We start from the raw sequence: 25,050 nt of genomic DNA, 5'->3' as shown, positions 1-25,050 counted from the left end.
CCACGTGCGGTCAGCAGCCGCAGCCGACGTCGCCCTGCCCGATCCAGCCCACGGTGTCCGCGTACTTGGACGTTCCCGGGTACGTGACCTTCCACCAGCCCTTGCGCGACTCGACGACGGTGGAGAGGCGGCCGTCGGACCCGAACTTCAGGTCCCGCACGAAGACGGGCCGCTCGGGCTCGTTCGGACCGTCGGGGTCGAAGGAGAGGATCGCCGGGGTCGAACGAAGCCGCAGCCACGAGACGGAGCCGTCATCGGCGACCCGCAGCACCTTCGCGGTGGCGTTGATCCGTGCGGGACGCCCGTCGGTGGCCTGTGACGAGATGGTGCCGTCGACCTGCGTCATCCGCTGGAACCGCACCCGCTGGGCCTCGTTCACGTCGATGAGGTGGCGCACCCGGGTGCCGTCCGCCTTGCGGATCACGGTGAACACCTCCACGCCTACGCGGTAGGTCCCGGGGGCGATGGTCCCGGTGAAGTTGATGACACCGCGCTTGAACATGCTGGTGCTGCTGGTGCGCTTCATGACGACCGTGCGCTTGCGGATCGGCTCACGGTCGATCTTCTGGAGCGTGACCTCGACCTCCGCGCCCAGCATGGTTCCACCCGTCGCCTTCAGGCCGACGGAGTACCGGAACTCGGCCGGGTAGAGCTCCTGGCGCTTCACGTCGGCATAGATCAGGGCGTTCGACGCGTACATCGACGTGGTGACCTTGGTGCCCTGGCGCTCGTGGACGTCGACGACCGGCAACGGCTTTGCCTGTGCCGCCGGGGCGACGACGAGGCCCCCAGCGAGCAGGGCCGTGGCGGAGGCCAGGGCCACCAGGCCACGGCGGAGGAGAGAGCTACGAGACGTGCTGTGCAGAGACATCGTGCTGTTCCCGTCTTTCGGTGGATGCCCGCCCCGAGCACGTCGCTCGCCGCCGGGCCTTGTACCCACAAGTACGGAGAGCCGCCCGGAAACGTTGTGGGTGAAGACGGCGAAGGGCCGCGGCCTGCGGCCGCGACCCTTCCCCCGCTTCCCTCCGGCCGACGACGGGACCCCGCCGCCGGCCCGGCCCGGTCAGCAACCGCAGCCGACGACGTCCTGCCCGATCCACGCCACGGAGGTGCCGCGGCTCGACGTCCCCTGGTAGGTGACCTTCCACCAGCCCTTGCGGGACTCGACGACCGTCGAGATCCGGCCGTCGGTGCCGATCTTCAGGTCCTGCACGAACACGGGCTTCTTCGGCTCGTTCGGGCCGTCGGCGTCGAAGGAGAGGACGGCGGTGCCGAAGTGGTTCGGCGCCCACGAGAGGGTCCCGCGGTCGATGGACAGGATCTGCGTGGTGGCGTTGATCCGCGCGGGGCGGCCGTCCGTCGCCTGCGTGCTGATGGTCCCCTTTGTCCACGTGTCACGGCGGAGCTGCACCGACTTGCCGTTGCTCACGTCGACGAGGTGCCGCACCCGCGTGCCGTCCGGCTTGCGCACCACCGTGAACACCTCGACGCCCACGCGGTACGTCCCGGGCTGGATGACCGCCCCGTTGAACTCCAGGGTCCCCCTGCTCCGGAAGCCCGTGGTGGTAGCCCGTGGTGGTGCGCTTCATCTCGATGGTGCGCTTGCGCACCTGCCGGCTGTTGACCTTCTGGACCGTCACCTCGACCTCGGCGCCCAGCATCGTGCCGCCGGACGCCGCGAGGGAGACCGTGTAGCCCACCTCCGCGGGGTAGAGCTTCTGCCGCTCCACGTCGCCGGTGATCACTGAGCCCGACGCGTACATCGAGGTGGTGACCGTGGTGCCCTGGGACCTGTGGACGTCGACCACCGGCAGCGACGAGGACTGCGCCGACGGGGCCACGACGAGGCCACCGGCGAGCAGGGCCGCGGAGGTGGCCAGCGCCACCAGCCCGCGGCGGAGGAGCGGGGTACGGGACATGTGGTGCAGAGACATCGCGATCTTCCTGTCCGTTCGACGGTGCCTGTCCCGCTGCGCACACCGCTCAGCGCCAGGCTCCACCCCCCCTCCACGGACGGGCGCACCAGAACGTTGTGGGTGAAGAAAAACACGAGAGCGCCCGCCCGGTCGGGACCGGACGGGCGCTCTGCGTCGCTGGTGCTGCCTACCGCGCGGTGCTCATCTCTCGGTGGCGCCGATCATCGGCAGACCGAACGACAGCCCGACGGCCAGGATGCCGCCCACGAACACGTACGGCGACGACGCCGCGTCACCGATGGAGCCGACGGCCATCAGCGCGAACCCGCCCAGGAACAGGGCGAAGCACACGATGAAGCGAACCACCAGCGCCGCCGTGGGCTCCTGCTTCTGCCTGCGTGCCACCTCGAAGTTGCTCATGGGGCAAATCTACCGCCCTACCGGCTCGTGCCGACGGTCAGCTCGCCCCGCGCCCCGTTGACCGTGACGGTCACCGTGGCCCGGCCCGCGCGCAGGGCCGTCAGCTCGTGCGTCGCCGGGTCGAGCGCGACGACCGCGTGGCGGGAGCAGTCCCGCAGGGCCGAGCGACCCCGCTCGTCCGTGACGCACACGCCGGCACCGCCCCAGCGCGCCGAGACGGGCCAGGCCACCGGCACCTCCCGGCTCCCGTCCTGCACGACGACGGCGCTCACCACCGCGGAACCGCCCACCTCCAGCGTCTCCGGCCCGGAGACCGTCACCTGCTCGGCGCGAGTGTTGACCTCCCAGGCCAGCCAGGGGTCGGCGGGCCGGTCGCCGCCCGCCGCCCCAGCCACCCGGCCCGACGCCGGGTGGACGCCCAGCATGGACCAGCCGGTGAAGCCGCCGTCGGCCGGGGTGCTCGCCGGGCCCTTCCCGGAGTTGCCGTTGACCAGGTACGGCACGCCGTCCTGCATGCTCGCGTGGAAGACGCCGACGTGTGAGCCCACCGAGGCGATCGACTTGCCGGTCGTCTCCTCGAAGTCCTCGAACCACCCGCGCAGCGTGTCCGCCTCCAGCCGGTCGGTGAGCTGGCTGGCCTTGGTCGGCAGCGGGTCGTCGAGGGGGTGGTGCGCGAACACCAGCACGCCGGTGACGGCCCGGTCGGTCGCGGCGTCGTCCAGTGCCGCGCGCAGCAGCCGCACCTGCGCGAAGTCCGTGCCCAGGCGGCCCGACGACGAGTCGAGCATCACGAGCCGCGTGGTGCCGGCGCCGCCCGGGTGACCGGGCCGCCCCGGTGTCGGGACGTCCAGCACACGGGTCCGCTCGCCGAACTCCTCCTCGAAGTTGGCGATCGAGCCGCCCATCACCTCGTGGTTGCCGGGCAGGTAGTACCAGGGGAAGTCCGCGTCGGCGAGCTCCTCGCTGAGGACGCGCCGGGCGAGGTCGAAGTCCTCGGGGGCCGCCTCGTCCACCAGGTCGCCGTTGACGACCAGCAGGTCCGGGTCGTCCGCGACGATCTCGCGGAGCGCGTCGCGGGCACCGGCCACGGCGCCCGACCCGGGGTCCCGCGCCACGAACTGTGCGTCGGACAGGACGGCCACCCGCAGCGGCGCGTCGTCCGTGGCGCCGTCGGCGGCCACGACCGGGTCCTCGACGCGAGGCGCCTCGGGGGCGTCCACCGCGGGGGGCACCTGCGCGGCGATCGCCGACAGCGTCAGCGCACCCGTGTACTGCTCACCGGCCGTCGTCTCCAGCGCGCGCACGCGCTGCAGCCTGAGCGGGAACGCGACGCCGTCCGGCACGGGGAAGGTGACCTGCCGCCAGCCGGTCCAGGTGACCTCGGGGCCGTCGAGCTGCGTGACCACCCCGTCGCCCTGCCGCACCTGGAGCCGCAGCCAGGCGCCGTGGCCGTCGCCGTCCACCCACATCGTCACCGCGCGGGGCGCGCCGGGCAGCTCGCGCCCGCCCGCGGCGGCCTCCGGGAGCACCGCGTACTGGCCACGCGTGGCCGTCGACCCCGTGAAGTCGTACGTCATCCGCAGGCCCGCGGCGCCGTCGTGGCCCGCGGCCGGGGCGAGCGAACCGCCCGGCGCCCGGTCGTTCGCCGAGGTCCAGGAGGTCGCGTCCGTGAAGTCGGCCACGACGTCCTCCTCCAGGCTGACCGTCACGGCCACCTCGGTGGTCAGGTCCGTCCCGTCCGGGCCGGGCGCGGACAGCTCGAACGTGGTGCCGCCCACGGCCGCGAGCGCGCGGACCTCGAAGGACCCGTCGGCCTGGGGGACGAGCTCGGCGACCGGTTCGCGGGTCGCGCGCACCCCGGCGAGCCGGGGCTCGCCGGGCTCGATCGCCGTCACGGTGACGTCCCGCGCCTCGATCGGCGCGGAGAACCCCTGCGCGTCGTAGCCGGTCAGCACGAGCGGCGCGGTCGCGTCGGCGTCCTCCAGCCCGACCACCGGCGTGTCCACGCCCGTCCGGACGAGGTCGCCCAGCACCTCCACCTCGGTGGTGCCGGTGGCGAGACCGAAGCGACTCAGGGACGCCGCGGTCACCGTGGTGCTGCCGGTCCGGCGGCCGGTCACCACGCCGTCCCGCACGGACGCGACCCGCCCGTCGCGGGCGCGCCACGAGGACGGTTCGGTGGCGACCGGGCCCATCGTGTCGTCGTACCCCTTGCCCGTCAGGGTGCGGTGCAGGCCGGGGAAGACACGGTCGGCGTCGTCCGCCGGGACCGTGGTGCGCACGTCGTAGGCCGCGACACGGCCCGAGCCGGCCGGCACGTACAGGCCGAGGCCGTTCGCGTCGGACCGCTCGTAGCCGTCGGACGGACTGTTCAGGATCGTGGTGGCGGCGTCACCGGGCAGCCGGGCGACCATCTCGGAGGAGCCGCCGCCGTCGAGGTTGATCGCGTCGTCGGCGCCGAGCTGGGCCATGAGCTCGCCCAGCTCGTAGAGGTTCATCCCGATGCTGTGGGTCTGGCGGCCGTCGACCACCACGAAGTACGCGCGCGTGCCGGACGCGTCGAAGCCGACCGCCGTCCGCGGGTGCCGCAGCTCCACATGGTCGCCGGTGGCGGAGGTGACGTCGCCGTCCTCCAGCAGCGGGTCCTCGGGCCCGCCGCCGATCGCGACGGCGACGTCGCCCGCGTCCGCGCGGACGCCGTAGGCCAGGTCGACGTGGTCGCCGGGCCGCAGCGCGGCCAGCGCGTCGGCCGCGGCACCGGGCCGCGCCACGACGGCGCGCGTCCCGTCCGGGAGCTGCCCGTCCCCGGGCCGCCCGACGGCGGTCACGGTGCCGTCGGCGTCGACCGTCACCTCGACCCCCTGCTCGCCGGCCGCCAGGGGACGGGCGCGTGTGAAGGCGCCCCACCCGGCGTCGAACACGGCCACGCCGCCCTGGGGCAGGGCCGTGACGTTCAGGCCGCCGACCGGGACCTCGGTGCGGGCTCCTCCCTCGGAGGTCGAGGCCCAGCTCACCGAACCCTCCAGGAAGATCTGGGCGAGCCGCCCCACTCCGTCCGACCCGAACGCGACGGCGCGCTCCCGCCCGGGGGACGCGGACTTGACCAGCATGCCGTCGTCGATGCTCGCGCCGAGCGCGGCACCCGAGTTGTTGATGTCGAAGTAGTCGCCGTTGATCGCGGCGATCGCGCCGCGGGAGGAGGCCATCTCGGAGACCGGCGCCGTGTCGGCGATGCGCTCCGGGCCCACGTAGCCGACGCGCACCGTGCCCCGGGGCACCTGCCCGTCCGCGCCCGCCGCGCCGAGGTCGGCGACGAGCACCTCGCCGCTGAGCCAGCCGTCCTCACCGAGTCGCGCGAACCGCGTGAGCTCCAGGCCGGGCGCGATCCGCCGCTCCTCGCGGCGGGTGACGATGGCGTCGCCGTCGTCGTCGAGCCGGAGCGGGGTGACTTCCCCGGAAGTTTCCACTGATCCGCCGGACGGCCACGGAGCGCTCACGAAGGGCGTCGGAGCGGTCAGCGCGGTGTCGGCACGCGGTACGTCCTCGGGTGCGGGGAGCGTCGCCGCACAGGCGCCGGTCGGGGAGGCCACGAGAAATGCGGTGGCAACTGTGCAGGTCAGCGCTTTGGTGAGTATTCCTCGCGGCATCTCCGGCCGCGCGCCGGACAGGACTCGTCGCATGCTCGTTCCTTCTGGGGAGTCGGGGGAGCGTTCTGCGGCAGGGTTGCGCGGCGAGGTTATGGCCCAACGACCAAAGTGTGAATATCACCCGAATCGCAACGTTGTTCACTGAACGCGAAACATGGGCGAGTTCGGGTGACACTACGATGCGTTCGTGGCAAACACGTCCCCGGCCTTCGACCAACGTCCTGCCCGTGTGCGCACGGACTGGGGCATCTCCGGTGCGCTCGCCCTCACCGCCACCGACGCGCGCTCGTCGCTCGTGGTCGTGGTGGACGTGCTCTCCTTCTCGACCACGGTCACCGTCGCCTGTGAGCAGGGCGCCGGCGTGTACCCGTTCCCGTACCACGATCCCGCCGGGGCGGCCCGGCTCGCGCGCACGATGCGCGCGGCCCTCGCGGGCCCGCGGTGGGAGGACGGCATCAGCATCTCGCCCGCGTCACTGCAGGACCTCGACGCCGAGCGCCTCGTGATCCCGTCCCCGAGCGCCGCGCAGATCTGCCACACCATCGCCAACCGCGGCGCCCTGATCGTCGCCGGCAGCCTGCGCAACGCGAAGGCCGTGGCCGGCCTGGCCGCCGCGCACCTCGCCGCGTCCGAGCGGCACGACGTCGTGCTGGTCCCCGTGGGCGAACGCTGGCCCGACGACACGCTGCGTCCTGCCCTGGAGGACTACCTGGCGGTCGGCTCCATCGCCGCGCGGCTCACCGCGATGCTGCCCGACGTGAGCATCTCCCCCGAGACCGAGGCAACGGTCACGCTCTGGAAGGGCACGCAGGACATCGTCGACTCCGTGGGCGGCACGGCGAGCGGCCGCGAGCTGCTCGACTCGGGGTTCGCCGACGACGTCATGATCGCCACCGAGGTCGACGCCACCGACGTGGTGCCGGTACTGATGGACGGCGCGTTCGTGCCGCTCGGGCACCGCGTCGCCGCGGCCCGCAGCCGCCGGAACGTGGGCGCGAGCGCGCGCTAGTCCGTCGCGAGCCGGCCCGCGAGGGCCGCCACGATCCGGACGTCGCCGTCGAGCCAGGGCACGTCGTCCAGCTCGGCCGCCGTGAGCCAGCGCAGCTCGTCGTGGTCCTGGAGCGGCTCGGGCGTGCCGTCCGTCGGCAGCACGAACCACACCCGCATGCGGTGCCGTTCGGTGATCGGCCAGGCGCCGTCGTCGGGTCCGGGCACCTCGGCGCCCACGTCGACCCGCACCCCGAGCTCCTCGACGAGCTCGCGGCGCAGCGCGTCGACGTGCGCCTCACCGGGTTCCACCTTGCCGCCGGGGAGCTCCCAGCGGCCGGCGAGCGCCGGCGGCGCCGAGCGCCGGGCGGCGAGCAGCCGGGTGGGCCGGTCCAGGTCGTCCACGATCGCGGCGGCGACCACGTCGATGAGGGTCTGCTGCATGCCGAGCAGTCTCCCACCCGGTCCGTCCGGCCGGAGGGACGAGCCACCGCGGCCGGACACAGCACGACGACGGCGCCTCTGGGGATGGGCGCCGTCGTCGGGGAACTGCTGCGTGTCAGGCGACGATGTCGAACTCGTTCGCCTTGGCGATCGCCTCCGCGCGTGAGGACACGCCGAGCTTGCGGTACACACTGCGTACCTGCGTCTTCACCGTGTTGCGGGTGACGTAGAGCCGTCGAGCGATCTGCTCGAGTGTGGCGTCCTCGGTGAGGTTCGCCAGGATCACCCGCTCACGACGAGTGAGGCTGGGGAGACGGTGGTCAAGGGTCATCGCGGTCATGGTCGTTTTCCTCCACACAGCGGCCGGTTCTGGGGTTCCGGCCTACGGTTGCTGCTATGAGAAGGACTCAGCCGCCGCAACTTCATGACGCGGTTCTGAAAGAACTTCTTGACTGTTACCTTTCCGAGATCAAAACCGCCCCCCGAGCGCACGAAAGTGCATGTCGGGGGGCGGTTTCGCCCGCGGTCCGGCCAGCCCTGGGACCGGTCAGGCCCCGGTGTGCTCCGCGTACTGGGCCGCGGTGAGGAGCTCACCCGCGCCGGACACCTCGACCTTGAAGAGCCAGCCCTTGCCGTACGGGTCCTGGTTGACGATCTCCGGGTTGTCCACGGCCTCGGTGTTCACCTCGGTCACGGTGCCGCTCACCGGGGAGTAGAGCTCGGACACCGACTTGGTGGACTCGATCTCGCCCACCACGGAACCCGCCTCGATGGTGGCGCCCACCTCGGGCAGCTCCAGGTAGACCACGTCGCCGAGCGCCTCGGCCGCGACGTCGGTCACGCCGATGACGGCGGGGGTGGACTGGTCCAGCCACTCGTGCTCGGTGGTGTACTTCAGGTTCTCGGGGAAGTCAGCCATGACAGCTCCTTGCGTGTAGGTCAGTTCTGGGGACGACGGTAGAACGGCATGGGCACCACCACGAACGGTTCGGCCCGGCCGCGCACGTCGACGGCGAGCTCGGTGCCCTCGGCCGACACCTCGGGCGTCACGTAGGCCATCGCGATCGGGTAGCCGAGCGTGGGTGACGGCGCGCCCGACGTCACGCGGCCGACGACGGCACCCACCTCGGTGCCGACGCCGCGCTGCACCACGTCGTAGTCCGCCCGCGCGGGGCGACGCCCCTCGCCGCGCAGCCCGACGAGCACCCGTGCCGGCGCCGACTCCTTGCGCGCGGCCAGCGCGTCGCGGCCGACGAACGGGATCGGCGTGCCGTCCTCGGTCGCCTTGTCGAGCCGTACCACGCGGCCCATCCCGGCCTCGAACGGCGTGGTCGTGGTGTCGAGCTCGTGGCCGTACAGCGGCATGCCGGCCTCGAGCCGCAGCGAGTCGCGGGCCGAGAGGCCGGCCGGGACCAGACCGAGGGGCTCGCCCGCGGCGAGCAGCGCGCGCCAGAGCGCGACGGCCTTCTCGGCGGAGACCCAGAGCTCGAACCCGTCCTCGCCCGTGTAGCCGGTGCGGCCCACGAGCAGGGGCTCGCCCTGGAACCGCATGCCCATGCACGCGTAGTACTTGAGGTCGGCGAACGCGGTGCCGCCCGAGATCTCGGCGTCCTCCACGAGGCCCTCGGTGGCGAGCATGATCTCGACGGCCCGCGGACCCTGCACCGCGATCAGCGCCTGACCCGGCTGGACGTCCTTGAGCACCACGTCGAACCCGGCGGTGCGCTCCTGCAGCTTGCCCAGCACGAGCTCGGCGTTGGCGGCGTTCGCGATGACGGAGTACGCGCCGGGGGCGTCGTGGTAGACGATCAGGTCGTCCAGCACGCTGCCGTCCTCGGCGCAGATCATCGAGTAGCGCGCGCCCATCTCGCGGACCTTCGAGATGTAGCCGACGAGGGCGTGGTCGAGGAACGCCGCGGCGTCCGGACCCGTCACGTTGATGTTGCCCATGTGCGACAGGTCGAACAGCCCGGCGGCCTCGCGCACCGCCCGGTGCTCGGCCAGGTCGGACGTGTAGCGCAGCGGCATCAGCCAGCCGCCGAACGGCGTCATCGAGGCGCCGAGCGCCACGTGCTCGTCGTACAGCGGAGTCCTACGGTCCTCACCCATCGATCAATCCTCTCGTCGGCGTCGTGTCAGACGGACAGGTCACCCGGGCGACCTGTCCGTCTGACAGCTCCGGCTCGGTCTGGCAGGTCACTCGGCGAAGGCCTCGACCGGCGGGCACGCGCACACCAGGTTGCGGTCGCCCTTGGCGCCGTCGATGCGGCGCACCGGCGGCCAGTACTTGTTGCCGCGGAGCGAGGCGACGGGGAACGCGGCCAGCTCGCGGGAGTACGGCTTGGTCCACTCGTCCGTCATGACGGACGCCGCGGTGTGCGGCGCACCGCGCAGCGGCGAGTCCTCGGCGGTCCAGCGGCCGGCCGCGACGGCGTCGATCTCGCCGCGGATGGCGATCATCGCATCGACGAACCGGTCGAGCTCGGCCAGGTCCTCCGACTCCGTGGGCTCCACCATGAGCGTGCCCGGCACCGGGAACGCCAGCGTGGGGGCGTGGAAGCCGTAGTCCATGAGCCGCTTGGAGACGTCCTCCGCGGTCACGCCGGTCTCGGCGGTGATCTTGCGCAGGTCGAGGATGCACTCGTGCGCCACCAGGCCGTTCGGGCCCGTGTACAGCACGGGGAAGTGCGGGTCGAGGCGGCTCGCCACGTAGTTGGCGGTGAGGACGGCGGCCTTGGTCGCCTCGGTCAGCCCGTCCGGCCCCATCAGGGCCACGTAGGCGTACGAGATCGGCAGGATGCCGGCGGAGCCGTAGCGCGTCGAGGCCACGGGGATGCCCGCTGCCCCCGCCTCGCCCTGCCCGAGACCCGGCGTCGGGTCGCCCGGGAGGAAGGGCACGAGGTGCTCGGCCACCGCGACCGGGCCGACGCCGGGGCCGCCGCCGCCGTGCGGGATGCAGAACGTCTTGTGCAGGTTCAGGTGCGAGACGTCGCCGCCGAACTCGCCCGGCCGGGCCAGGCCCACCAGGGCATTCAGGTTGGCGCCGTCGATGTACACCTGGCCGCCGGCCTCGTGCACCAGGTCGCAGACCTCGCGCACGTGCTCCTCGTACACGCCATGCGTGGACGGGTAGGTGATCATGATCCCGGCGACCTGCGGGCCGTGCTGGTCAAGCTTGGCACGCAGGTCGTCCAGCATGATCTCGCCGTTGTCCGCCGTCGTGACCACCACGACCCGCAGGCCCGCGAGCGCCGCCGAGGCCGCGTTGGTGCCGTGCGCGGACGCCGGGATGAGCACGATGTCACGGTGCTCCTCGCCGCGCGACGCGTGGTAGCCCTTGATCGCGAGCAGGCCGGCGAACTCGCCCTGGCTGCCGGCGTTGGGCTGCACGGAGACGGCGGCGTAGCCGGTGATCTCGGCGAGCTGGCTCTCCAGCGCGGTGACGAGCTCGGTGTAGCCCTGCGTCTGGTCGACCGGGGCGTACGGGTGGATGTCCGCGAAGCCGGGCCAGGAGATGGCCTCCATCTCGGCGGTCGCGTTGAGCTTCATGGTGCAGGAGCCCAGCGGGATCATGGTGCGGTCCAGCGCGAGGTCCTTGTCGGAGAGCTTGCGCAGGTAGCGGAGCATGCTGGTCTCGGAGCGGTGCTGGTGGAAGATCGGGTGCTGGAGGTAGTCGGTGGTTCGCTTCAGCCCGGCGGGGAAGTCGGCGAACGCTCGCGCGGGAGCGTTCACGGGCGCCAGGGCGCCCTCCACTTCGGGAAGGGATACTCCCGCGCGAGCATTCGCCGACTTCCCCGCCTCTGCGTCCGGCGCCAGACCCAGGGTGGTGAGGACGGAGGCGGTTACTGCCGCGACGTCCTGAGCTGTTGTGGTCTCGTCCGTGCTGATCTGGACGTGGTTCGCGTCCGGGACGTAGAGGTTGTAGCCGGCGTCGGCTGCTGCTCGGGCGATCTCCTGGGCCTTGCCCGGGACGACGGCGCGGACCGTGTCGAAGAAGACGTCGTGCTCGACCTCGACGCCGGCGGCGCGCAGGCCCTCGGCGAGGGACACGGCGTGCCCGTGCACGCGGGTCGCGATCGCCTTGAGGCCCTCCGGGCCGTGGTAGACCGCGTACATGCTGGCCACGATGGCCAGCAGCGCCTGGGCGGTGCAGATGTTGCTCGTGGCCTTCTCGCGGCGGATGTGCTGCTCACGGGTGGCCAGCGCGAGGCGGTAGCCCGCGGCGCCGTCGACGTCGATCGAGACGCCGACCAGGCGGCCGGGGAGCTGGCGCTCCAGACCCTTCTTGACCGCCATGTAGGCGGCGTGCGGGCCGCCGTAGAACAGCGGGACGCCGAAGCGCTGCGCGGAACCCACCGAGATGTCGGCGCCGAGCTCGCCGGGGCTGGCCAGGAGCGTCAGGGCGAGCAGGTCGGTGGCCACGGTGACGAGCGCGCCGGCGGCCTTGGCCTCGGCGATCACGCCGCGGGCGTCGAGCACGCGGCCGGAGGCCCCGGCCTGCTGCACCACGAGGCCGACGAGCTGGCCTGCGGGCAGCTCGGCGGGGAGCCCAGCCTGGAGACCGGCCGAGAGGTCGGCGACGACAACCGGGAGGCCGATGGCCTCGGCGCGGCCCTTGGCCACGGCGAGCGACTGCCCGAACAGGTCGGCGTCCAGGACGACGTACCCCTCCTTGGCCCGCGAGGCGCGCCACATCAGGGCGACGGCCTCGGCGACGGCGCTGGCCTCGTCGAGCAGGGAGGCGTTCGCGATCTCGAGGCCCGTGAGGTCCTCGACCGCGGTCTGGAAGTTGAGGAGCGCCTCGAGCCGGCCCTGGCTGATCTCCGGCTGGTACGGCGTGTAGGCCGTGTACCAGGCGGGCGACTCGAGCACGTTGCGGCGGATGACGGCGGGCGTGTGCGTGCCGTAGAAGCCCTGCCCGATCATCTGGGTCTTGACCTGGTTCTTGCCCGCGAGCTCGCGGAGGTGGGCCAGCACCTCCGCCTCGGTGCGGGCGGCCGGCAGGTTCAGCGGCGCCTGGCTCCGGATCGCCTTGGGGACGGCCCGGTCGACGAGGGTGTCCAGCGTGTCGATGCCGAGCTGGTCCAGCATGGTGCGGACCTCGCGGCCGCGCGGGCCGAGATGCCGGTCGGCAAAGACGTCGGGGTCGAAGACGTCGGAATGGTGGGGCGTGCTCACGGCGGGCTCCTGGCTGTCCGAGGGCGTGGGGACGACTGCGGTCCCTCCCCGCTCTGTCATCGGACCCGTGCCCGCTCGCGGGCATGCGTCGACCTGAGAGTTTTGCCGGTCCGTCATGTTCCCTCCCGGACAGCGGGGAGGAGGGCGGGACGCGCCGGCTTGCACCGTCGGTGGAGCCGGCGCACCGGTGGCCCGGTGGCGGCTCGCTTTCCAGAGTTGCCTCGCCGCGGCGGTACGGGGGCCTGAGAGATTCCCGGGGAGGAAATTGCTCCTTCGGCGCCGGGTCGCGCGGCGTCTGGACGACGACGGCGCGGGGCCGGACTCTCCCGCCGCGGTTCTGGCGGCACGGTCCTGGTCGGGCTGAACGAGGTCGAGCTGATCGAGCCAGGGCCGTTGAAGATGTTCAGTTATGCGGACATCGTAGCGGCGCGGACACCTTCCCGGGGAATGCCGTCGGACGGCGCGGAGCCGCCCGACCCGGGAATCACGTCGTGCTGTGCACCGCGACCCGCCTCACCATCGACAGCCGCTCCAGCGTGCGGACCAGCGAGAGCGCCAGGCGCGCGCCCGCACGGAACCGGAGCTGCACGTGGTTCGCGCTGCCCGGGCCGGTCGACACGGCGTCGACCGTGACACCGCGCGTGGAGAACACGCTGGTCAGCGTGGCGACGACACCTACCTCGTCGGCGCCCCGCACCTCGGCGTCGACCTCCCACGTCCGCACGTCGGCGCCGGCCGCGGCCGGCACCACGGCGGCCATGCCCACCACCGGGTCGGCACCGGCGGGAGGGATGCCGAGGCCGTCAAGCATGGCGTCGATCATGCGCCCGGAGGCGGCAAGCGCCGCGGCCTCGTCGTCGGCCAACGGGTCGAGGACCACGCGGCTCCAGCCCTCCGGGCCCAGGATCACAGGGACGCCGAGCACGCGGCCCGGGCTGGTGGACCCGGCGATCCGCACCTCGTCCTCCAGGGCGACCTGACCGGCGACCACGATCTCGCGGCCGTCCAGGAGCGTGCCGATCATGTCGACCGTCGCGGCGGCCGTGCCGGCCGGGGTCTTGGCCCCGCTCTGGTGGGTCATCACGGGCCGGGCGACGACGCGCACGTCCGGGGGCCAGGTGTCGACCAGGGCGAACGCCTCGGCGACGTCCCGCGCCGCGACGGCATCGAGCTGCACCCTGGCCTCGGCCAGCTCGTCCGCGAAGGTGTCGAGCGTGCGGCCTCGGCGCAGGTCGGCAACGGCGGCCTGCCGCTCGGCGACGTCGAGCCCGGCGATCCGCACGGTCGACCACAACGGGACCGCCCGCTCCCCGTGCTGACCCGCGACGAACCCGGACACGCGCGCCCGGCGCACACCGAGCGACAGCGCGATCTCCCGCTGGAACCGCAGGGTGTCGAGCCAGGCGCCCATGCCGATCACCCGGTGCCGCCCGAGTGCGTTCGCGAACACCGCCACGCCGACCTCGACCGGGTTCGAGACCACGATCACGACCTCGCGGCCCGAACCGTGCTTGCGCAGCGCCGCTGCGTGCTGCTCGAAGACCTGCTTGTTCGCGGCAGCCAGCTTTCTGCGGTCGGTGTCGGACCCGACCTCAGCGGCGGCGGTGAGGCCCGCCGCGACCACGACGATGTCCGCCACCAGGTCGGTCGGCGCGAGGGCGACGTCGATCAGGGGTGCGCGCTCGTCGAACGCATCCATCAGGTCGGTGCGCAGCCCGTGAACCGCGCTGGCGCTGCGCCCGTCCGGTCGGCCCACGAGCTGGAGGCGCGAGGTCGGGGACAGCACGCCGTGCGCGATGAGCTGTGTGCAGACCTGGCGGCCCACGTCCCCCGTTGCCCCGAGTACGGCGACGTCCATGCGCAGGAGCCTACGTCGGCGGGAGCGCGCGGAGTCACCGGGCGGCGGGCGCTACCCCAGGTCGATCTCCCGGGCCGCCACGACCATCTCGTCCACGACGGCCCGGACGATCGGACCGGGCTCGTGCCGGTTCTGCCGGTGCCGCACCACGAGCCGCCGCGAGCCGAGCCCGGCGAGAGCGACCACGGCGACGCCGTCCGGCACCTCCTGCTGGAGGGCCAGGGCCGGCAGCATCGCGACGCCCTGGCCGGCGGCGACGAGGGAGATCGCGGTGTCGAAGTCGTTGTAGGCGTGGCGCGTCTCGAACGTGGTGCCGAGCTGCGCGGCGAGCCGGCTCGCGGCACGCTCGGCCGCCGACCCGGCCTGCGGGCCCACCCAGGTGAGCGTCGCGAGGTCGTCGAGCCGCTCGGGCTCGGGCAGGCTGGTGGGGACCACGATGCGCCACGGTTCGTCGAGCAGCGGCACGTCGTGCGCGCCGCGCGGGGCCGGGGCGTCGACGGCGACGTCGCGCTCCAGCACCACCGCGTCCAGGTCGCCGGCGCGCAGCCGGCGCACGGAGTCGGTCGGGTCGTACTCCTGCACGTCGACCTCGATGTGCGGGTGCCGTTCCGCGAGCGAGACCAGCATCGGCGCGACGACGGTGCGGATCGCCGTCTGGATGGACCCGACGGAGATCCGGCCCGTGAGCTCACCCTCCAGGGCGGCCACGGCCTGCCGCGCCTGGACGAGCTCCGCCTCGATGCGCTCGGCCGCGTCGGCCAGCACCCGGCCGGCGGGCGTGAGCGTCACGCCGCGGGGCCCCCGGTCCAGTACGTCGACCCCCTCCTCCGCCTCCAGCCGGGCGATCTGCTGGGACACGGCGGACGGCGTGACGTGCAGCAGGTCGGCCGCGGCCAGCACCCCGCCGGCACGATGCACGGCCAGGAGGAAAGCGAGTCTTCGCGGGTCAGTGGCCATGTAGCGATGCTACATCCCGGAGTCACAAACATTCGATTGTGCTGAAGCCGGATCGGGTTCATGATTGACCCTGGCAGCGGTCGGACCCAGCACTCCCGAACCGTCGGCCACCCCTCCCCCTGGACACCGGTTCTCGGTCTCCGCCACATTCTCGAATCGTTTCGAGCAGTTCCCCAGGAGTTCTCTCATGTCCCTCATGCTGGTCGTCACCGTCCTCGGCTGGGTTGGCGCCATCGCCGGCCTCGTGGCCTATGCCATGGTCAGCCGCGGGCGCTGGAGCGCCGATTCCCTCGCGTTCCAGGGCACCAACATGCTGGCCGCCATGACCCTGCTCAGCGTGGCCGCCGCCAATGGCATCTGGCCGTCGGCCGCGTCGAACATGGCCGCCCTCCTGATCGGCGTGAACGCGGTGTTCACCGTGGTGCGCGGCAAGAAGCGCGCCGCCAAGGAGGCAGCCGCGCTGCGGGTCGTCGAGAACACCGTCGCCGACGTGGTGCCCGACCACGTCCCGGACCACCTCGCCGACCACGCGCCCGCGCAGCGGTCCACGGTCAGCTACCGCGCGTTCGCCGAGGCCGCCTGACACACACGCGTCAGCCCGCCCCGCGGGATCCGGTGTCTCCCCCCGGATCCCGCGGGGCACGCCTGTTTCCGTCGAACGTAGAGTTCGTCGCCCTCTGCCCGCTCAGACGGCGACGAACTCTACGTTCGGCCGAGGCGGCAGCGCCGGGCGACCTCCGTTCCCGTTGCGGACGGCCCGGGATGTGGTGCGCTGTCACCATGACCCCGCGCATCCGACAGGTGGTGCTCGACACCACGGACGCCCGCGCCCTCGCCGAGTTCTACCGGGAGCTGTTCGGGCTCGCGTACCGTCCCGGCGACGAGCCACCGCCGGAGGGTGAACCCGACCCGAACGGCAACGACTGGCTGGTGCTGCGCAACGACGACGGCGCACACCTCGCGTTCCAGCAGGTGTACGACCTGCCGCGCTCGACCTGGCCGGAGTCCGGCATCCCCCAGCAGCTCCACCTCGACACCACGGTGCCGGACGTCGACGCGCTCGCCGAGGCACGCGACCACGCCCTCGCGCTCGGCGCGACACTGCTCTACGACCGGTCGGACGACCCCGAGGAGCCGCTCTACGTCTTCGGCGACCCGATGGGCCACCCGTTCTGCGTCTTCGTGGGCTGACCGGCGCGGGCCGACGCGGACGCGCGGCGCTGCAGGGTCGGATACCTCGCGCTACACCGCCGGACGGGTGAACGTCACGTCCACGACCAGCGCGCGGTGGTCCGAGACCCCGGTGTCCACGACCCGGCCCTCCACGGGACCGACATGCCCGCCCGGGACGTCGGCGTCCGGCCCCGGGTGCAGGCCCTCGTCGAGGAGGACGTGGTCGATCTGGAACCGCGGGTCGTGCCGCGGGAAGGTGTCACCCGTCGCGAGAGGACGCCAGCCGGTGCGGTCGGCGGGCACCGAACCCCGCAGGTTGAAGTCGCCCAGCAGGATCAGGGGGCGGCGGAGCCCGACGAGCCGACGGCGCAGGTAGTCCACCTGACGCTCCGCGTGCCGCTCGCCCGGGGTGCCCCGGCGGTAGCCGGCGACACGACGAGCCATCCCGCCCGCCCAGCTCACGGCGGAGAACCGGTACACGCTCAGGTGCGTGCACACCACGGTGACCGGGCCCGACGGCGCGTCGACCCGGGCCGCGACCGCCACCCGTGGCTCGTCGGTGCCGAGCTGGACGCGGCCCCAGACCCAGGGCGTCGCGGGCGGCAGCAGCACGGTGTGCCAGCTCAGGACCGGGAACCGGGACAGCAGCGCGATGCCGTAGCCAGGCACTCCGGTCCGCTCCGCCCGGCGGGCGCGGCGTCGGATGCCGGGGTAGCGGAACGGGCCGGCGAGCGCGGGCCGGAACCGGTGGTCGACGGCGTCCATCGCGGCCGCGCAGATCGCCGCCTGGTCGACTCCCCCGGACCGCACCTGCCCCTGGTCGACCTCCTGCAGTCCCACGACGTCCGCGTCGAGCGCGGCCACGGCCCGGGCGAGGCGGTCGTTGTCGACGCGGCCGTCCGGGCCGAGGCCGTGCTGGACGTTGAACGTGGCGATGCGCACGTGTCGATCCTGTCCTCGGCGTGCGGCGGGCGCCACCCCGGCTCGCGGGAGCCCTGACCGGATCTTTCTGCGGCGACCGTGCAACCTTTGACCCAGGCCCGCCGTAGTGGGTGGTATGACGCAGGAGAGCGGGGCGACCGTGGGCGACCTTCGGACGGGCGAGCCGTCGGGCGACGACCGGGCGGGTGACGTGCGGATCTCGGTCGTGCGCTCCCGCGACGCGGAGTTCACCGAGTTCGTCCGGGAGTGCGGCCCGTATCTCTACCGGACGGCTTACCTGCTGTGCGGGGACCCGCACCGCGCGGAGGAGCTGGTCCAGTCCACGTTCGAGCGGGTCTACCGCACCTGGGCCAAGGTCAGGCCGGGCACGCAGCGCGCCTACGCGCGCCAGATCCTGGTCAACCTGCGCATCGACGGCTGGCGGCACACCCGGCGCGAGTCGTTCCCGGGCGACGACAAGATCCCCGTCGCGCCGGCGGCGGACCATGCCGGGCACGTGGTGCTGCGCGACGAGCTGGTCCGCGGGCTGGCGCAGCTCCCGGTCAGCCAGCGGCGGGTCGTGGTGCTGCGGCACCTGCTCGACCTGCCCGAGGCCGAGGTCGCCCGAGAGCTCGGGATCGCCGTGGGCACGGTCAAGGCGGCGAACTCCCGTGGCCTGGCCCGCCTGCGGGACCTGCTCGTCGCGCAGACCGAGACGATCGAGCCGGTCGCCTTCGACGAGCAGACCGTGCTGGACCGCAGCCGGGCCGCCCTGCGCCGGCGCCGGGCCCGGCAGGCGGTGGGGGCCGCGTGCGTGGCGGTCCTGCTGGCGCTCGGGGTCGTGACGCGCGGGCCGGTGCCGCTGCCCGTCGTGGGTCCGGTCGTGCTGCCGGGCGGCGACCTGATCGCGCGCTTGTTCGACGACGGGCGGGTCGAGCGCGCCGACGGGCCGGGACCGGAGCCAGGACCGGACCTTGGGCCGGATCTTGCGGGCAGTACCCCGCTCGCATGCCCCGAGGAGCTGCCGGGGCCGACGTCGGCGCGTGCCCCGGAAGCCGGCGAGGATGTCGGCGTGGTGGTCGAGCCCGTCGTGGTCGATGCCGCCGACGCCCGCCCACTGAGCTGCTACGACGTCGAGATCGAGGCGGTCATGCCCGGCTCGCTCGACGTACCAGGACCACAGGACGTTCCCGACCGGTCTCGCCGTCACCGGGGACCGGGTGGTCTGGAGCGAGTACGCGGCGGCGGAGACGTCGCCGCGTCTGAGCTTTCTCCGGACGCTCCACCGCGCCGGCGGCGGAATCAGCGTCCTGGAAGGTTCCCTGACCACCACCCAGGACCGCCTGTGGCTGCTGGCCACCACCCAGGACCACGCCCTGTGGACAGCCGGGGTCACGTACGACGACACCCGTCTCTACACCACGAGACTGGACGGCGACGGCACGCGGAGGGAGCTCGCGGCCGGGGTCACCGCGCTCGCCGCGGACGACGACGAGGCAGTCGCCGCCGTCCTGGCCCCTGGCGCCGCGGGAACCAGCACGACGTCGATCAGCCTGTTCCACGACCGGTCGGGCGGGGTTCTCACGGGCGACCTGCTCATGGAGTTCGAGCACGACTCGTCGGCGGAGGTCACCGACATCGCCGTCTCGGACGACGTCATCGCGTGGACGGTCGAGCCGGCCGGCGCCGAGCCGGGCGCGGGCAACCTCTATGTGTTCGACCGGGTCGGCGACGACGACAGCGTCGTGCGGCTCGGCGACGGCGTCGTCGACCACCTCCGTGCGACGGGCGGCCTGATCACGTGGACGAGCACCGACACCGCGGCCGAGAACCCGACGAACTTCTCCTACCTGTACCGCGCGACGGCGTCAGCCTCCGGGTACGACGGCCCCGACCTCGCCCGGTTCCCGGGCGGGTCGGTGACGGCGAGCCTGTCCGGCGACCGGACCGCCTGGCTCGAGGACGGGGGCGCGCGCCAGTGGCTCGTCGAGGGCACTGTCACCCCGACGCTCGACCGCGGCTGACCGCACGCCCCGTCCGGGCGCGGCCCGACGCGGACGGGATCAGCGGTCGCCGGGGTCAGAGGTCGCCGGGAGCGACAGGGGCGGCCAGGAACGCGTCGATCGCCTCGCGGGTGGGGAACACCGTCACGCCCGGGCCAGAGAAGAGGTGCACCAGCGTGACGGCGATCTCCCGCACGGCGATGTTCGCCGCGTTCGAGGCCTCGCGGAGCAGGTCGAAGGCCGCGTCCTCGTCGACGCCGTAGACCACCATGAGCACGCCCTTGGCCTGCTCGATCACGGCGCGGCGCTCGGCCGACGCCCGGATCGAGGCGGTCGCGTCGCGCGCCGCCGCCTCCCGCTGCGAGTCGGTGACGTCGATGAAGTACCCGAACAGCTCGGTGACCTGGCCGGTCTCCGGGTCGCGCCGGCCCTGGCCGGTCACCGCGAGGGTCCGCGTCTCCCCCGCGGCGTCGAGGATCCGGTGCACCGAGCTGAAGGGCTGTCCCGTCTCGGCGGCCTCCCGCAGCACGCCGTCCACGCGATCACGGTCGTCGGGGTGCTTGTGGGACAGCATCAGCGGCGTCGTCGGCACGATCTGACCCGGCCGGAAGCCGTGCATCTCGTACACCTCGTCGGACCATTCCCATTCACCCGTGGCCAGATCCAGTCGGTACCGGCCGACCGGGGACGACGTGCCGGCGGCGAGCACTTGCTCGACGCCGTCCACGATCGTGGGCTCGCCGGGAGTCGGTGCAGAGTTCACGAAACTCCTTGCAGGGTGATGTTCCGGGCCTGGTGGGTCCGAGATTACGGGATGTGCGGCCTGACGAGGCACGGGCTAGCGTGAACAAAGGTCGAAGAAGATCGCGTCGGCCGGGACCTCGCACGACGACGGAGGACTACATGAGCCATGAACAGGCGTTCCCACCTCAGCAGCAGAACCCGCCGGGCGCCACCGACCAGATGGAGCCCACGCCCGATCACGGCGAGACCAGCTACGTCGGCAGCGAGCGGCTCCTGGGTCGGAAGGCCCTGGTGACCGGCGGCGACTCGGGCATCGGACGCGCGGTCGCCATCGCGTTCGCGCGCGAGGGTGCCGACGTCGCGCTGTCCTACCTGCCCGAGGAGGAGCACGACGCGCGGGCGACGGCGGAGTGGGTGCGGGAGGCGGGACGGCAGTGCGCGCTGCTCCCGGGTGACCTGCGGGACGAGCCGACGGCGCGCGGCGTCGCGCACCGGGCAGCCGGTGAGCTGGGCGGCATCGACGTGCTGGTGAACAACGCCGGGTACCAGATGGCGCGCCGCAAGTCGGTCGCGGACGTGACGACCGAGGAGCTCGACCGCGTGCTCAAGACCAACCTGTACGCCCTGTTCTGGGTGACGCAGGCGGCGCTCGGGCACATGGGCGAGGGCGGCGCGATCATCAACAACTCGTCGATCCAGGCCTACCAGCCGTCCACGTCGCTGCTCGACTACGCGGCCACCAAGGCCGCGATCAACAACATCACGGTGAATCTCGCCGCCGAGCTGGGGCCGCGCGGCATCCGCGTGAACGCCGTGGCGCCCGGGCCGATCTGGACGCCGCTGCAGCCGGCCACCCAGCCCGAGGAGAAGATCGAGTCGTTCGGCAGCGACACCCCGCTGGGGCGGGCGGGGCAGCCCGCCGAGGTCGCGCCGGCGTTCGTCTTCCTGGCCTCGCCGACCACGGCGTCGTACGTGTCCGGGACGGTGCTCGGCGTGACGGGCGGCAAGCCCGTCTTCTGAGCGGCATTCGGCCCGGCTGAGACCGGGCGGCGGTGACGCGGCGCCCGAGTGTGCGGATTCGGAATGCTGCTGCGGCATGGAACCTTTTGTCCGGTCCCCCGCGTGGTGGGGGACATGACGAGGGAGAGCGCGCGACCATGTCCGCCGAGGTGAGCGACGACCCGCTGGTCCGGGTCGACATCACGCGCACCAAGGACCAGGAGTTCACGGCGTTCGTCGAAGCTGCCGGCCCGTACCTCTACAAGACCGCCCTGCTCCTGTCGGGCGACCAGCACCGGGCCGAGGAACTGGTCCAGGCGACCTTCGAGCGCACCTACCGGTCCTGGCACCGGGCCCGCGCAGGTGAGCCCCGGGCCTACGCCCGCCGCATCCTGCTCAACCTGCGCATCGACGGCTGGCGGCGCACCAGGGGCGAGGTGGTGTCCGACGTCGTTCCCACCGGGTCGGTCGCCGGTCCGGCCGAGGGTGTGGCCGTGCGCGACGAGGTGCTGCGTGCACTGGCCATGCTCCCGCTGACGCAGCGCCGCGTGGTGGTGCTGCGGCACCTGTTCGACCTCACCGAGCATCAGACCGCCCGCGAGCTCGGGATCGCAGTCGGCACGGTCAAGTCCGCCAACGCACGCGGGATCACCCACCTGCGCGAGATCTTCGAGGAGGGTGAGCGATGAGCATCGACCACACGGACGTCGTGGCACGCCTCCGGGCGGGCGCCGACGAGATCGAGCTGCATGCGTTCGACGCGGGACAGGTCGTGGCCGGGAGCCGGCGCGCCTTGCGGCGGCGGCGTGCCTGGCAAGCCGCGGGCGTCGGCACGACGGCGGTCGCGGTCGTCTTCTCTCTGGCCCTGGCCGGGCCGGTGTCGGTGCCAGGGCTCGGCGACGTGGCGCTGCCCGGGAGCGAAGAGCTGCGGGAGCTGTTCGGGCTGGCGGAAGCGTCGGAGTCGGCGGGATGTGCGGCACCGGAGCCGGCCGTGCAGCGGACCGCCGATGCGGAGCCTGTCTTTGGCCTGCGACCAGCGATCACCTTCGACCCGAACGATGCCCGGCCGCTCTCGCCGTGCTTCGACGTACGGACGGACGGCGTCCTCGCCGACTCCGCCCAGAGGCCGGAGACGCTGACGGAGGACGGAGCACTCTGGCGTGTCAGCGAGTCCGGCGTGGAGGACGAACTCGTGCTCAGCTACCACGTGCTCGGCAGCACCTCGGGCACAGGGGTGGGGATATCCGGCCCGAACGTCCACATCAGCAGCCTCGTGGCCCAGGGCAGGAACTCGGCGTGGTTCGAGTTCCAGGGGGCCACCCCCGAGGATCTGGTGAGCGCGCCCTACCTGCTCCGGACAGCCACGTCGGCAGGGGGAAGTGTCGTGACCATCACCGAGGTACCCCGACGGAACACGTCAAGCCCGACGGTGACCGACCAGAATGTCGCCTGGCGGCAAGGCACCACCGTGTACATCGCTCCGATCGACGGGTCCGGTCCACCCGAACCGGTGGCCCACCATGCCTCGGCCGTGGGCGGCGACGACGACGAAATCGTCGTGGCGACCTCGATCGAGTCCGGATCCGAAGGCTGGAGCACCACCTTCACCTCGTTCGGGGACGATGGCAGCACGACAACCGTCCTGGATGTGGAGCTACCCGGCGTCGTCCGCTACGTCGACGTCAGCGACGACGTGCTCACGTACGCACTAGACCTTGGCGATCTTTTCGCGCTGCCCCGGGTGGACGGAACAGTTGACCCCGCCACGGACGCATCAGTGCACGTGCGGCTCGACCCCAGCAGCGTGGACGGTGTCTCTGCAGCGGGCAGTTCGGTTGCCTGGGTCGCCGACCGTGTCGCCTACTTGCTGAGGGACGTCGGAACGAGCGTTCGACGCGGCCCTGATCTCGTACGTCTTGGCCAGAGCGGCTTCCGGGAGCGGATGTTGGTCGGCCTCGCGGGTGACCGAATCGCCTGGAACACGACGGGCCCGGCCGGCGTGCGCATCAACGTCGGCACCTTGCTCGATCTGCGAGAAACCGGCATCACGATCCCGGGTCCAGAAGTCGCCGGGACCTCAGCTCGGGCAGTACCCGTCGCACCTACCGTCACGGTCCCGGAAGACGCCGCCTTCCACACCTATGACTGATGCGTAGGGAACGTCCGACGGCCGCGGGCCCGTCGGACGTTCCCTATCGGACCGTGATGGTCACGGCCTGCCGGGACGGCGCCTGGAGCGCTGTCCCCGGGTACTCGGCGATCCAGCGACCGGAGATGCTCGTGCCAACCTTCGTGGAGTAGGTACCGGCCGAGCTCGTCTTCACGGTCTTCCTGTAGACCGGGTCACGCGAACCCGCAGGGTCGAAGTACAGTTTCACCGGGGTGTTGGGCGAGAGCCGGTTCGCGACCTTCGTGTTGCTGACCAGCTGCACCTTCCGCACCGCGCCGCTCAGGGTGATGGTCTTCGGCCCCGTGAACGTCTTGGCCGACGCCGAGACGGTTGTGCTGCTGGCACGCTTGACCGTCATGGTGGTGATGGTGGGGTCAGCCACGACGGCGTTCGTCTTGCAGCCCAGGCGATCCATCCATGGGACCGCCGTGCAGATGGCGATGCGCTGTTCGTCGACCCCAACGTCGTAGACCCCGGCGGGCATCAGTGGACTGATCCGCACGAGAGCGTGATCCGACTGAGCCTCTGTCTCGATCGAGCCACCGTCGGGCGTGAGGGTCTCCGGCCACTCAAGCATCGGGCTGAGAAGCGTGCCGTTCGGGTACTTGCCTTCGCCACGCCTGCTCTTGATCGACATGTGGCTCGAGCCCCGCGCCCCACCGAAGCCGAGGATGCCGACGTCGAACCGTGCGTTCACCGGGTCGACACCGATGACGACGTCGGTGGCGATGATCCGCAGGCCGCCCGAGTAGCCCCCTACGGTCGTGACAGCGGAGCCGGAACGGACGGTCCGGTCGATGACACGCGTCTCCTGCGTGGTGTTCACCGGCGTCGACGCCACGTACCTGTCGGACGTCGGGACCACGGCCTGCCAGGTACCGTCCGACGGCGCGACCAGCGTCTTCTCGAAGAATCCCCGGGCGTCGGGTGTCGCCGAACCGCGATACACCCGCGGGGCCGTGCCCTTCGGGTCGAACCAGATCTGGACCGGCTCGCCGACCAAGGGCGTCCACCCGGATGTCCCGTGCAGGGCGATGCCCGAGACCAGGACCTTCTCACCCGCGGGGAGGTTCTGCGGGCTCGCCTGGAGGTCACTGAGCCGGGCACTCATGCGCTCGAAGAACTCGACCACGTCCGTGCCCGCGAGGCGAACGTCCACCGGCCCGGTCTCAGTCTCCACGACGACGACGGCGTCGAACGAGACCAGGTAGCGACCAAGATCTCGGCCGAGCGGAAGGTCGAAGCCGACGGCCGTCCACACCGAGCCGTTGAGCTCGAACGCTGTCTCGCGGGCGTAGATCTGCTCGCCCCGCGGATCCGTCACTCGGATGTTCGCGCTGCTCAGACTCACCGAAGTGCCGTTGTGCTGCATCTGGACCGTCATCCTCTTGGCACCGTCAGGTACAAAGACGTGCGCGGTGACCTGGACGTCTCCGTTCGAACCGGTGATCGTCCCGACATCGGCACTCGCGGGCGCCGTGCCGACCACCAGCCCTGCGCCCGTCAGGACCAACGCCGACAGGACACCTACTACTCGTCGTACCGACCCGCGCATGAAAAGCCTCTCCACCTACAAATGAATGTGCTCGGGATCCTGCCAGGCCGTTCGGCCCGGAGATCCAGTCCCGGGCCG

22 protein-coding genes, 1 pseudogene and 1 riboswitch are annotated in these 25,050 nt (G+C 72.2%); of the genes and pseudogenes, 8 read left to right on the top strand and 15 right to left on the bottom strand.

Annotation, left to right across the window (positions count from 1 at the left end):
* Window positions 1-10: 10 nt before the first annotated feature.
* From ACH45N_RS01400 to ACH45N_RS01380, 5 genes are all read right to left on the bottom strand, one after another.
* Window positions 11-871 carry a hypothetical protein gene (locus ACH45N_RS01400; RefSeq protein ID WP_397390437.1) on the bottom strand — a complete coding sequence of 287 codons (861 nt, stop codon included), beginning with the start codon at window positions 869-871 and terminating at the stop codon, window positions 11-13.
* Between the two features lie 192 nt (window positions 872-1,063).
* Window positions 1,064-1,429 (bottom strand): hypothetical protein, encoded by a 366-nt coding sequence (locus ACH45N_RS01395; RefSeq protein ID WP_397390435.1) that lies wholly within the window; start codon window positions 1,427-1,429, stop codon window positions 1,064-1,066.
* A complete protein-coding gene (locus ACH45N_RS01390) occupies window positions 1,395-1,934 on the bottom strand; it encodes a hypothetical protein (RefSeq protein WP_397390433.1) in 540 nt (179 codons plus the stop codon). Before ACH45N_RS01390 ends, ACH45N_RS01395 begins: the two co-directional genes overlap by 35 nt.
* Window positions 1,935-2,117: 183 nt before the next feature.
* On the bottom strand, window positions 2,118-2,336 hold the full coding sequence (locus ACH45N_RS01385; RefSeq protein WP_285100618.1) for a hypothetical protein: 219 nt from the start codon (window positions 2,334-2,336) through the stop codon (window positions 2,118-2,120).
* A gap of 17 nt (window positions 2,337-2,353) precedes the next feature.
* Window positions 2,354-5,926, bottom strand: a complete 3,573-nt coding sequence (locus tag ACH45N_RS01380; protein WP_397390431.1) for a phosphodiester glycosidase family protein — start codon at window positions 5,924-5,926, stop codon at window positions 2,354-2,356.
* 244 nt (window positions 5,927-6,170) lie between these two features.
* Here ACH45N_RS01380 and ACH45N_RS01375 point away from each other — a divergent pair, with 244 nt between their 5' ends.
* On the top strand, window positions 6,171-6,992 hold the full coding sequence (locus tag ACH45N_RS01375) for a 2-phosphosulfolactate phosphatase (RefSeq protein ID WP_397390429.1): 822 nt from the start codon (window positions 6,171-6,173) through the stop codon (window positions 6,990-6,992).
* On the opposite strand, the gene ACH45N_RS01370 is transcribed toward ACH45N_RS01375, so the two are convergent.
* The 7 genes from ACH45N_RS01370 to ACH45N_RS01340 all read right to left on the bottom strand — a co-directional run bounded on the left by ACH45N_RS01370 (window position 6,989) and on the right by ACH45N_RS01340 (window position 15,407).
* Entirely contained in the window at window positions 6,989-7,414 is a 426-nt protein-coding gene (locus tag ACH45N_RS01370) for a (deoxy)nucleoside triphosphate pyrophosphohydrolase (protein ID WP_397390427.1), read from the bottom strand. The genes ACH45N_RS01375 and ACH45N_RS01370 overlap by 4 nt on opposite strands.
* A 115-nt stretch (window positions 7,415-7,529) precedes the next feature.
* Window positions 7,530-7,754, bottom strand: a complete 225-nt coding sequence (locus tag ACH45N_RS01365) for a helix-turn-helix transcriptional regulator (protein WP_285100614.1) — start codon at window positions 7,752-7,754, stop codon at window positions 7,530-7,532.
* 207 nt (window positions 7,755-7,961) lie between these two features.
* Entirely contained in the window at window positions 7,962-8,333 is a 372-nt protein-coding gene (gcvH, locus tag ACH45N_RS01360) for a glycine cleavage system protein GcvH (RefSeq protein ID WP_377229829.1), read from the bottom strand.
* A 20-nt stretch (window positions 8,334-8,353) separates the two neighbouring features.
* Window positions 8,354-9,523, bottom strand: a complete 1,170-nt coding sequence (gene gcvT, locus ACH45N_RS01355) for a glycine cleavage system aminomethyltransferase GcvT (protein WP_397390425.1) — start codon at window positions 9,521-9,523, stop codon at window positions 8,354-8,356.
* Window positions 9,524-9,610: 87 nt separating this feature from the next.
* Window positions 9,611-12,652, bottom strand: coding sequence for an aminomethyl-transferring glycine dehydrogenase (gene gcvP / locus ACH45N_RS01350; RefSeq protein ID WP_397390423.1), 3,042 nt, complete (start codon window positions 12,650-12,652; stop codon window positions 9,611-9,613).
* Between the two features lie 160 nt (window positions 12,653-12,812).
* Window positions 12,813-12,931, bottom strand: a riboswitch (glycine riboswitch).
* Window positions 12,932-13,076: 145 nt separating this feature from the next.
* A complete protein-coding gene (locus ACH45N_RS01345) occupies window positions 13,077-14,450 on the bottom strand; it encodes a lactate dehydrogenase (protein WP_397390421.1) in 1,374 nt (457 codons plus the stop codon).
* A 51-nt stretch (window positions 14,451-14,501) separates the two neighbouring features.
* Window positions 14,502-15,407 (bottom strand): LysR family transcriptional regulator, encoded by a 906-nt coding sequence (locus ACH45N_RS01340; protein ID WP_397390419.1) that lies wholly within the window; start codon window positions 15,405-15,407, stop codon window positions 14,502-14,504.
* Between the two features lie 187 nt (window positions 15,408-15,594).
* On the opposite strand from ACH45N_RS01340, the gene ACH45N_RS01335 reads away from it, so the two are divergent.
* On the top strand, window positions 15,595-15,990 hold the full coding sequence (locus ACH45N_RS01335; protein WP_397390417.1) for a hypothetical protein: 396 nt from the start codon (window positions 15,595-15,597) through the stop codon (window positions 15,988-15,990).
* Window positions 15,991-16,187: 197 nt separating this feature from the next.
* Window positions 16,188-16,598: a VOC family protein gene (locus ACH45N_RS01330; RefSeq protein WP_397390415.1), complete on the top strand. Its 411-nt coding sequence runs from the start codon at window positions 16,188-16,190 to the stop codon at window positions 16,596-16,598.
* A gap of 51 nt (window positions 16,599-16,649) precedes the next feature.
* Here ACH45N_RS01330 and ACH45N_RS01325 read toward each other — a convergent pair whose 3' ends face one another.
* Entirely contained in the window at window positions 16,650-17,522 is an 873-nt protein-coding gene (locus ACH45N_RS01325) for an endonuclease/exonuclease/phosphatase family protein (protein ID WP_397390413.1), read from the bottom strand.
* A gap of 115 nt (window positions 17,523-17,637) precedes the next feature.
* Here ACH45N_RS01325 and ACH45N_RS01320 point away from each other — a divergent pair.
* Together ACH45N_RS01320 and ACH45N_RS01315 are read left to right on the top strand one after the other, a co-directional pair.
* Window positions 17,638-18,192, top strand: a pseudogene (locus ACH45N_RS01320) (SigE family RNA polymerase sigma factor); the annotation flags it as partial.
* A gap of 529 nt (window positions 18,193-18,721) precedes the next feature.
* Window positions 18,722-19,525 (top strand): hypothetical protein, encoded by an 804-nt coding sequence (locus tag ACH45N_RS01315; RefSeq protein ID WP_397390411.1) that lies wholly within the window; start codon window positions 18,722-18,724, stop codon window positions 19,523-19,525.
* Between the two features lie 55 nt (window positions 19,526-19,580).
* Here the strand turns inward: ACH45N_RS01315 and ACH45N_RS01310 are convergent, their stop codons facing one another.
* The gene (locus ACH45N_RS01310; RefSeq protein WP_397390409.1) at window positions 19,581-20,267 is read right to left on the bottom strand and encodes a PAS and ANTAR domain-containing protein; all 687 of its coding nucleotides are present in this window, start codon (window positions 20,265-20,267) and stop codon (window positions 19,581-19,583) included.
* A gap of 140 nt (window positions 20,268-20,407) precedes the next feature.
* Here ACH45N_RS01310 and ACH45N_RS01305 point away from each other — a divergent pair, with 140 nt between their 5' ends.
* The 3 genes from ACH45N_RS01305 to ACH45N_RS01295 all read left to right on the top strand — a co-directional run bounded on the left by ACH45N_RS01305 (window position 20,408) and on the right by ACH45N_RS01295 (window position 23,396).
* The gene (locus ACH45N_RS01305) at window positions 20,408-21,268 is read left to right on the top strand and encodes an SDR family oxidoreductase (RefSeq protein WP_397390407.1); all 861 of its coding nucleotides are present in this window, start codon (window positions 20,408-20,410) and stop codon (window positions 21,266-21,268) included.
* Window positions 21,269-21,405: 137 nt separating this feature from the next.
* Complete coding sequence (locus ACH45N_RS01300) at window positions 21,406-21,936, top strand: SigE family RNA polymerase sigma factor (protein ID WP_397390405.1); 531 nt, start codon at window positions 21,406-21,408, stop codon at window positions 21,934-21,936.
* Window positions 21,933-23,396 carry a hypothetical protein gene (locus ACH45N_RS01295; RefSeq protein ID WP_397390403.1) on the top strand — a complete coding sequence of 488 codons (1,464 nt, stop codon included), beginning with the start codon at window positions 21,933-21,935 and terminating at the stop codon, window positions 23,394-23,396. The genes ACH45N_RS01300 and ACH45N_RS01295 overlap by 4 nt, the downstream gene beginning before the upstream one ends.
* A gap of 43 nt (window positions 23,397-23,439) precedes the next feature.
* Here ACH45N_RS01295 and ACH45N_RS01290 read toward each other — a convergent pair whose 3' ends face one another.
* Entirely contained in the window at window positions 23,440-24,768 is a 1,329-nt protein-coding gene (locus ACH45N_RS01290) for a hypothetical protein (protein WP_397390401.1), read from the bottom strand.
* Window positions 24,769-25,050 lie beyond the last annotated feature (282 nt).

Source organism: Promicromonospora sp. NPDC019610, from assembly GCF_044389365.1.
Taxonomy (GTDB): domain Bacteria; phylum Actinomycetota; class Actinomycetes; order Actinomycetales; family Cellulomonadaceae; genus Promicromonospora.
The sequence above is the reverse complement of the archived record's forward strand: the minus strand, read 5'-3'. Positions and strand labels throughout refer to the sequence as shown.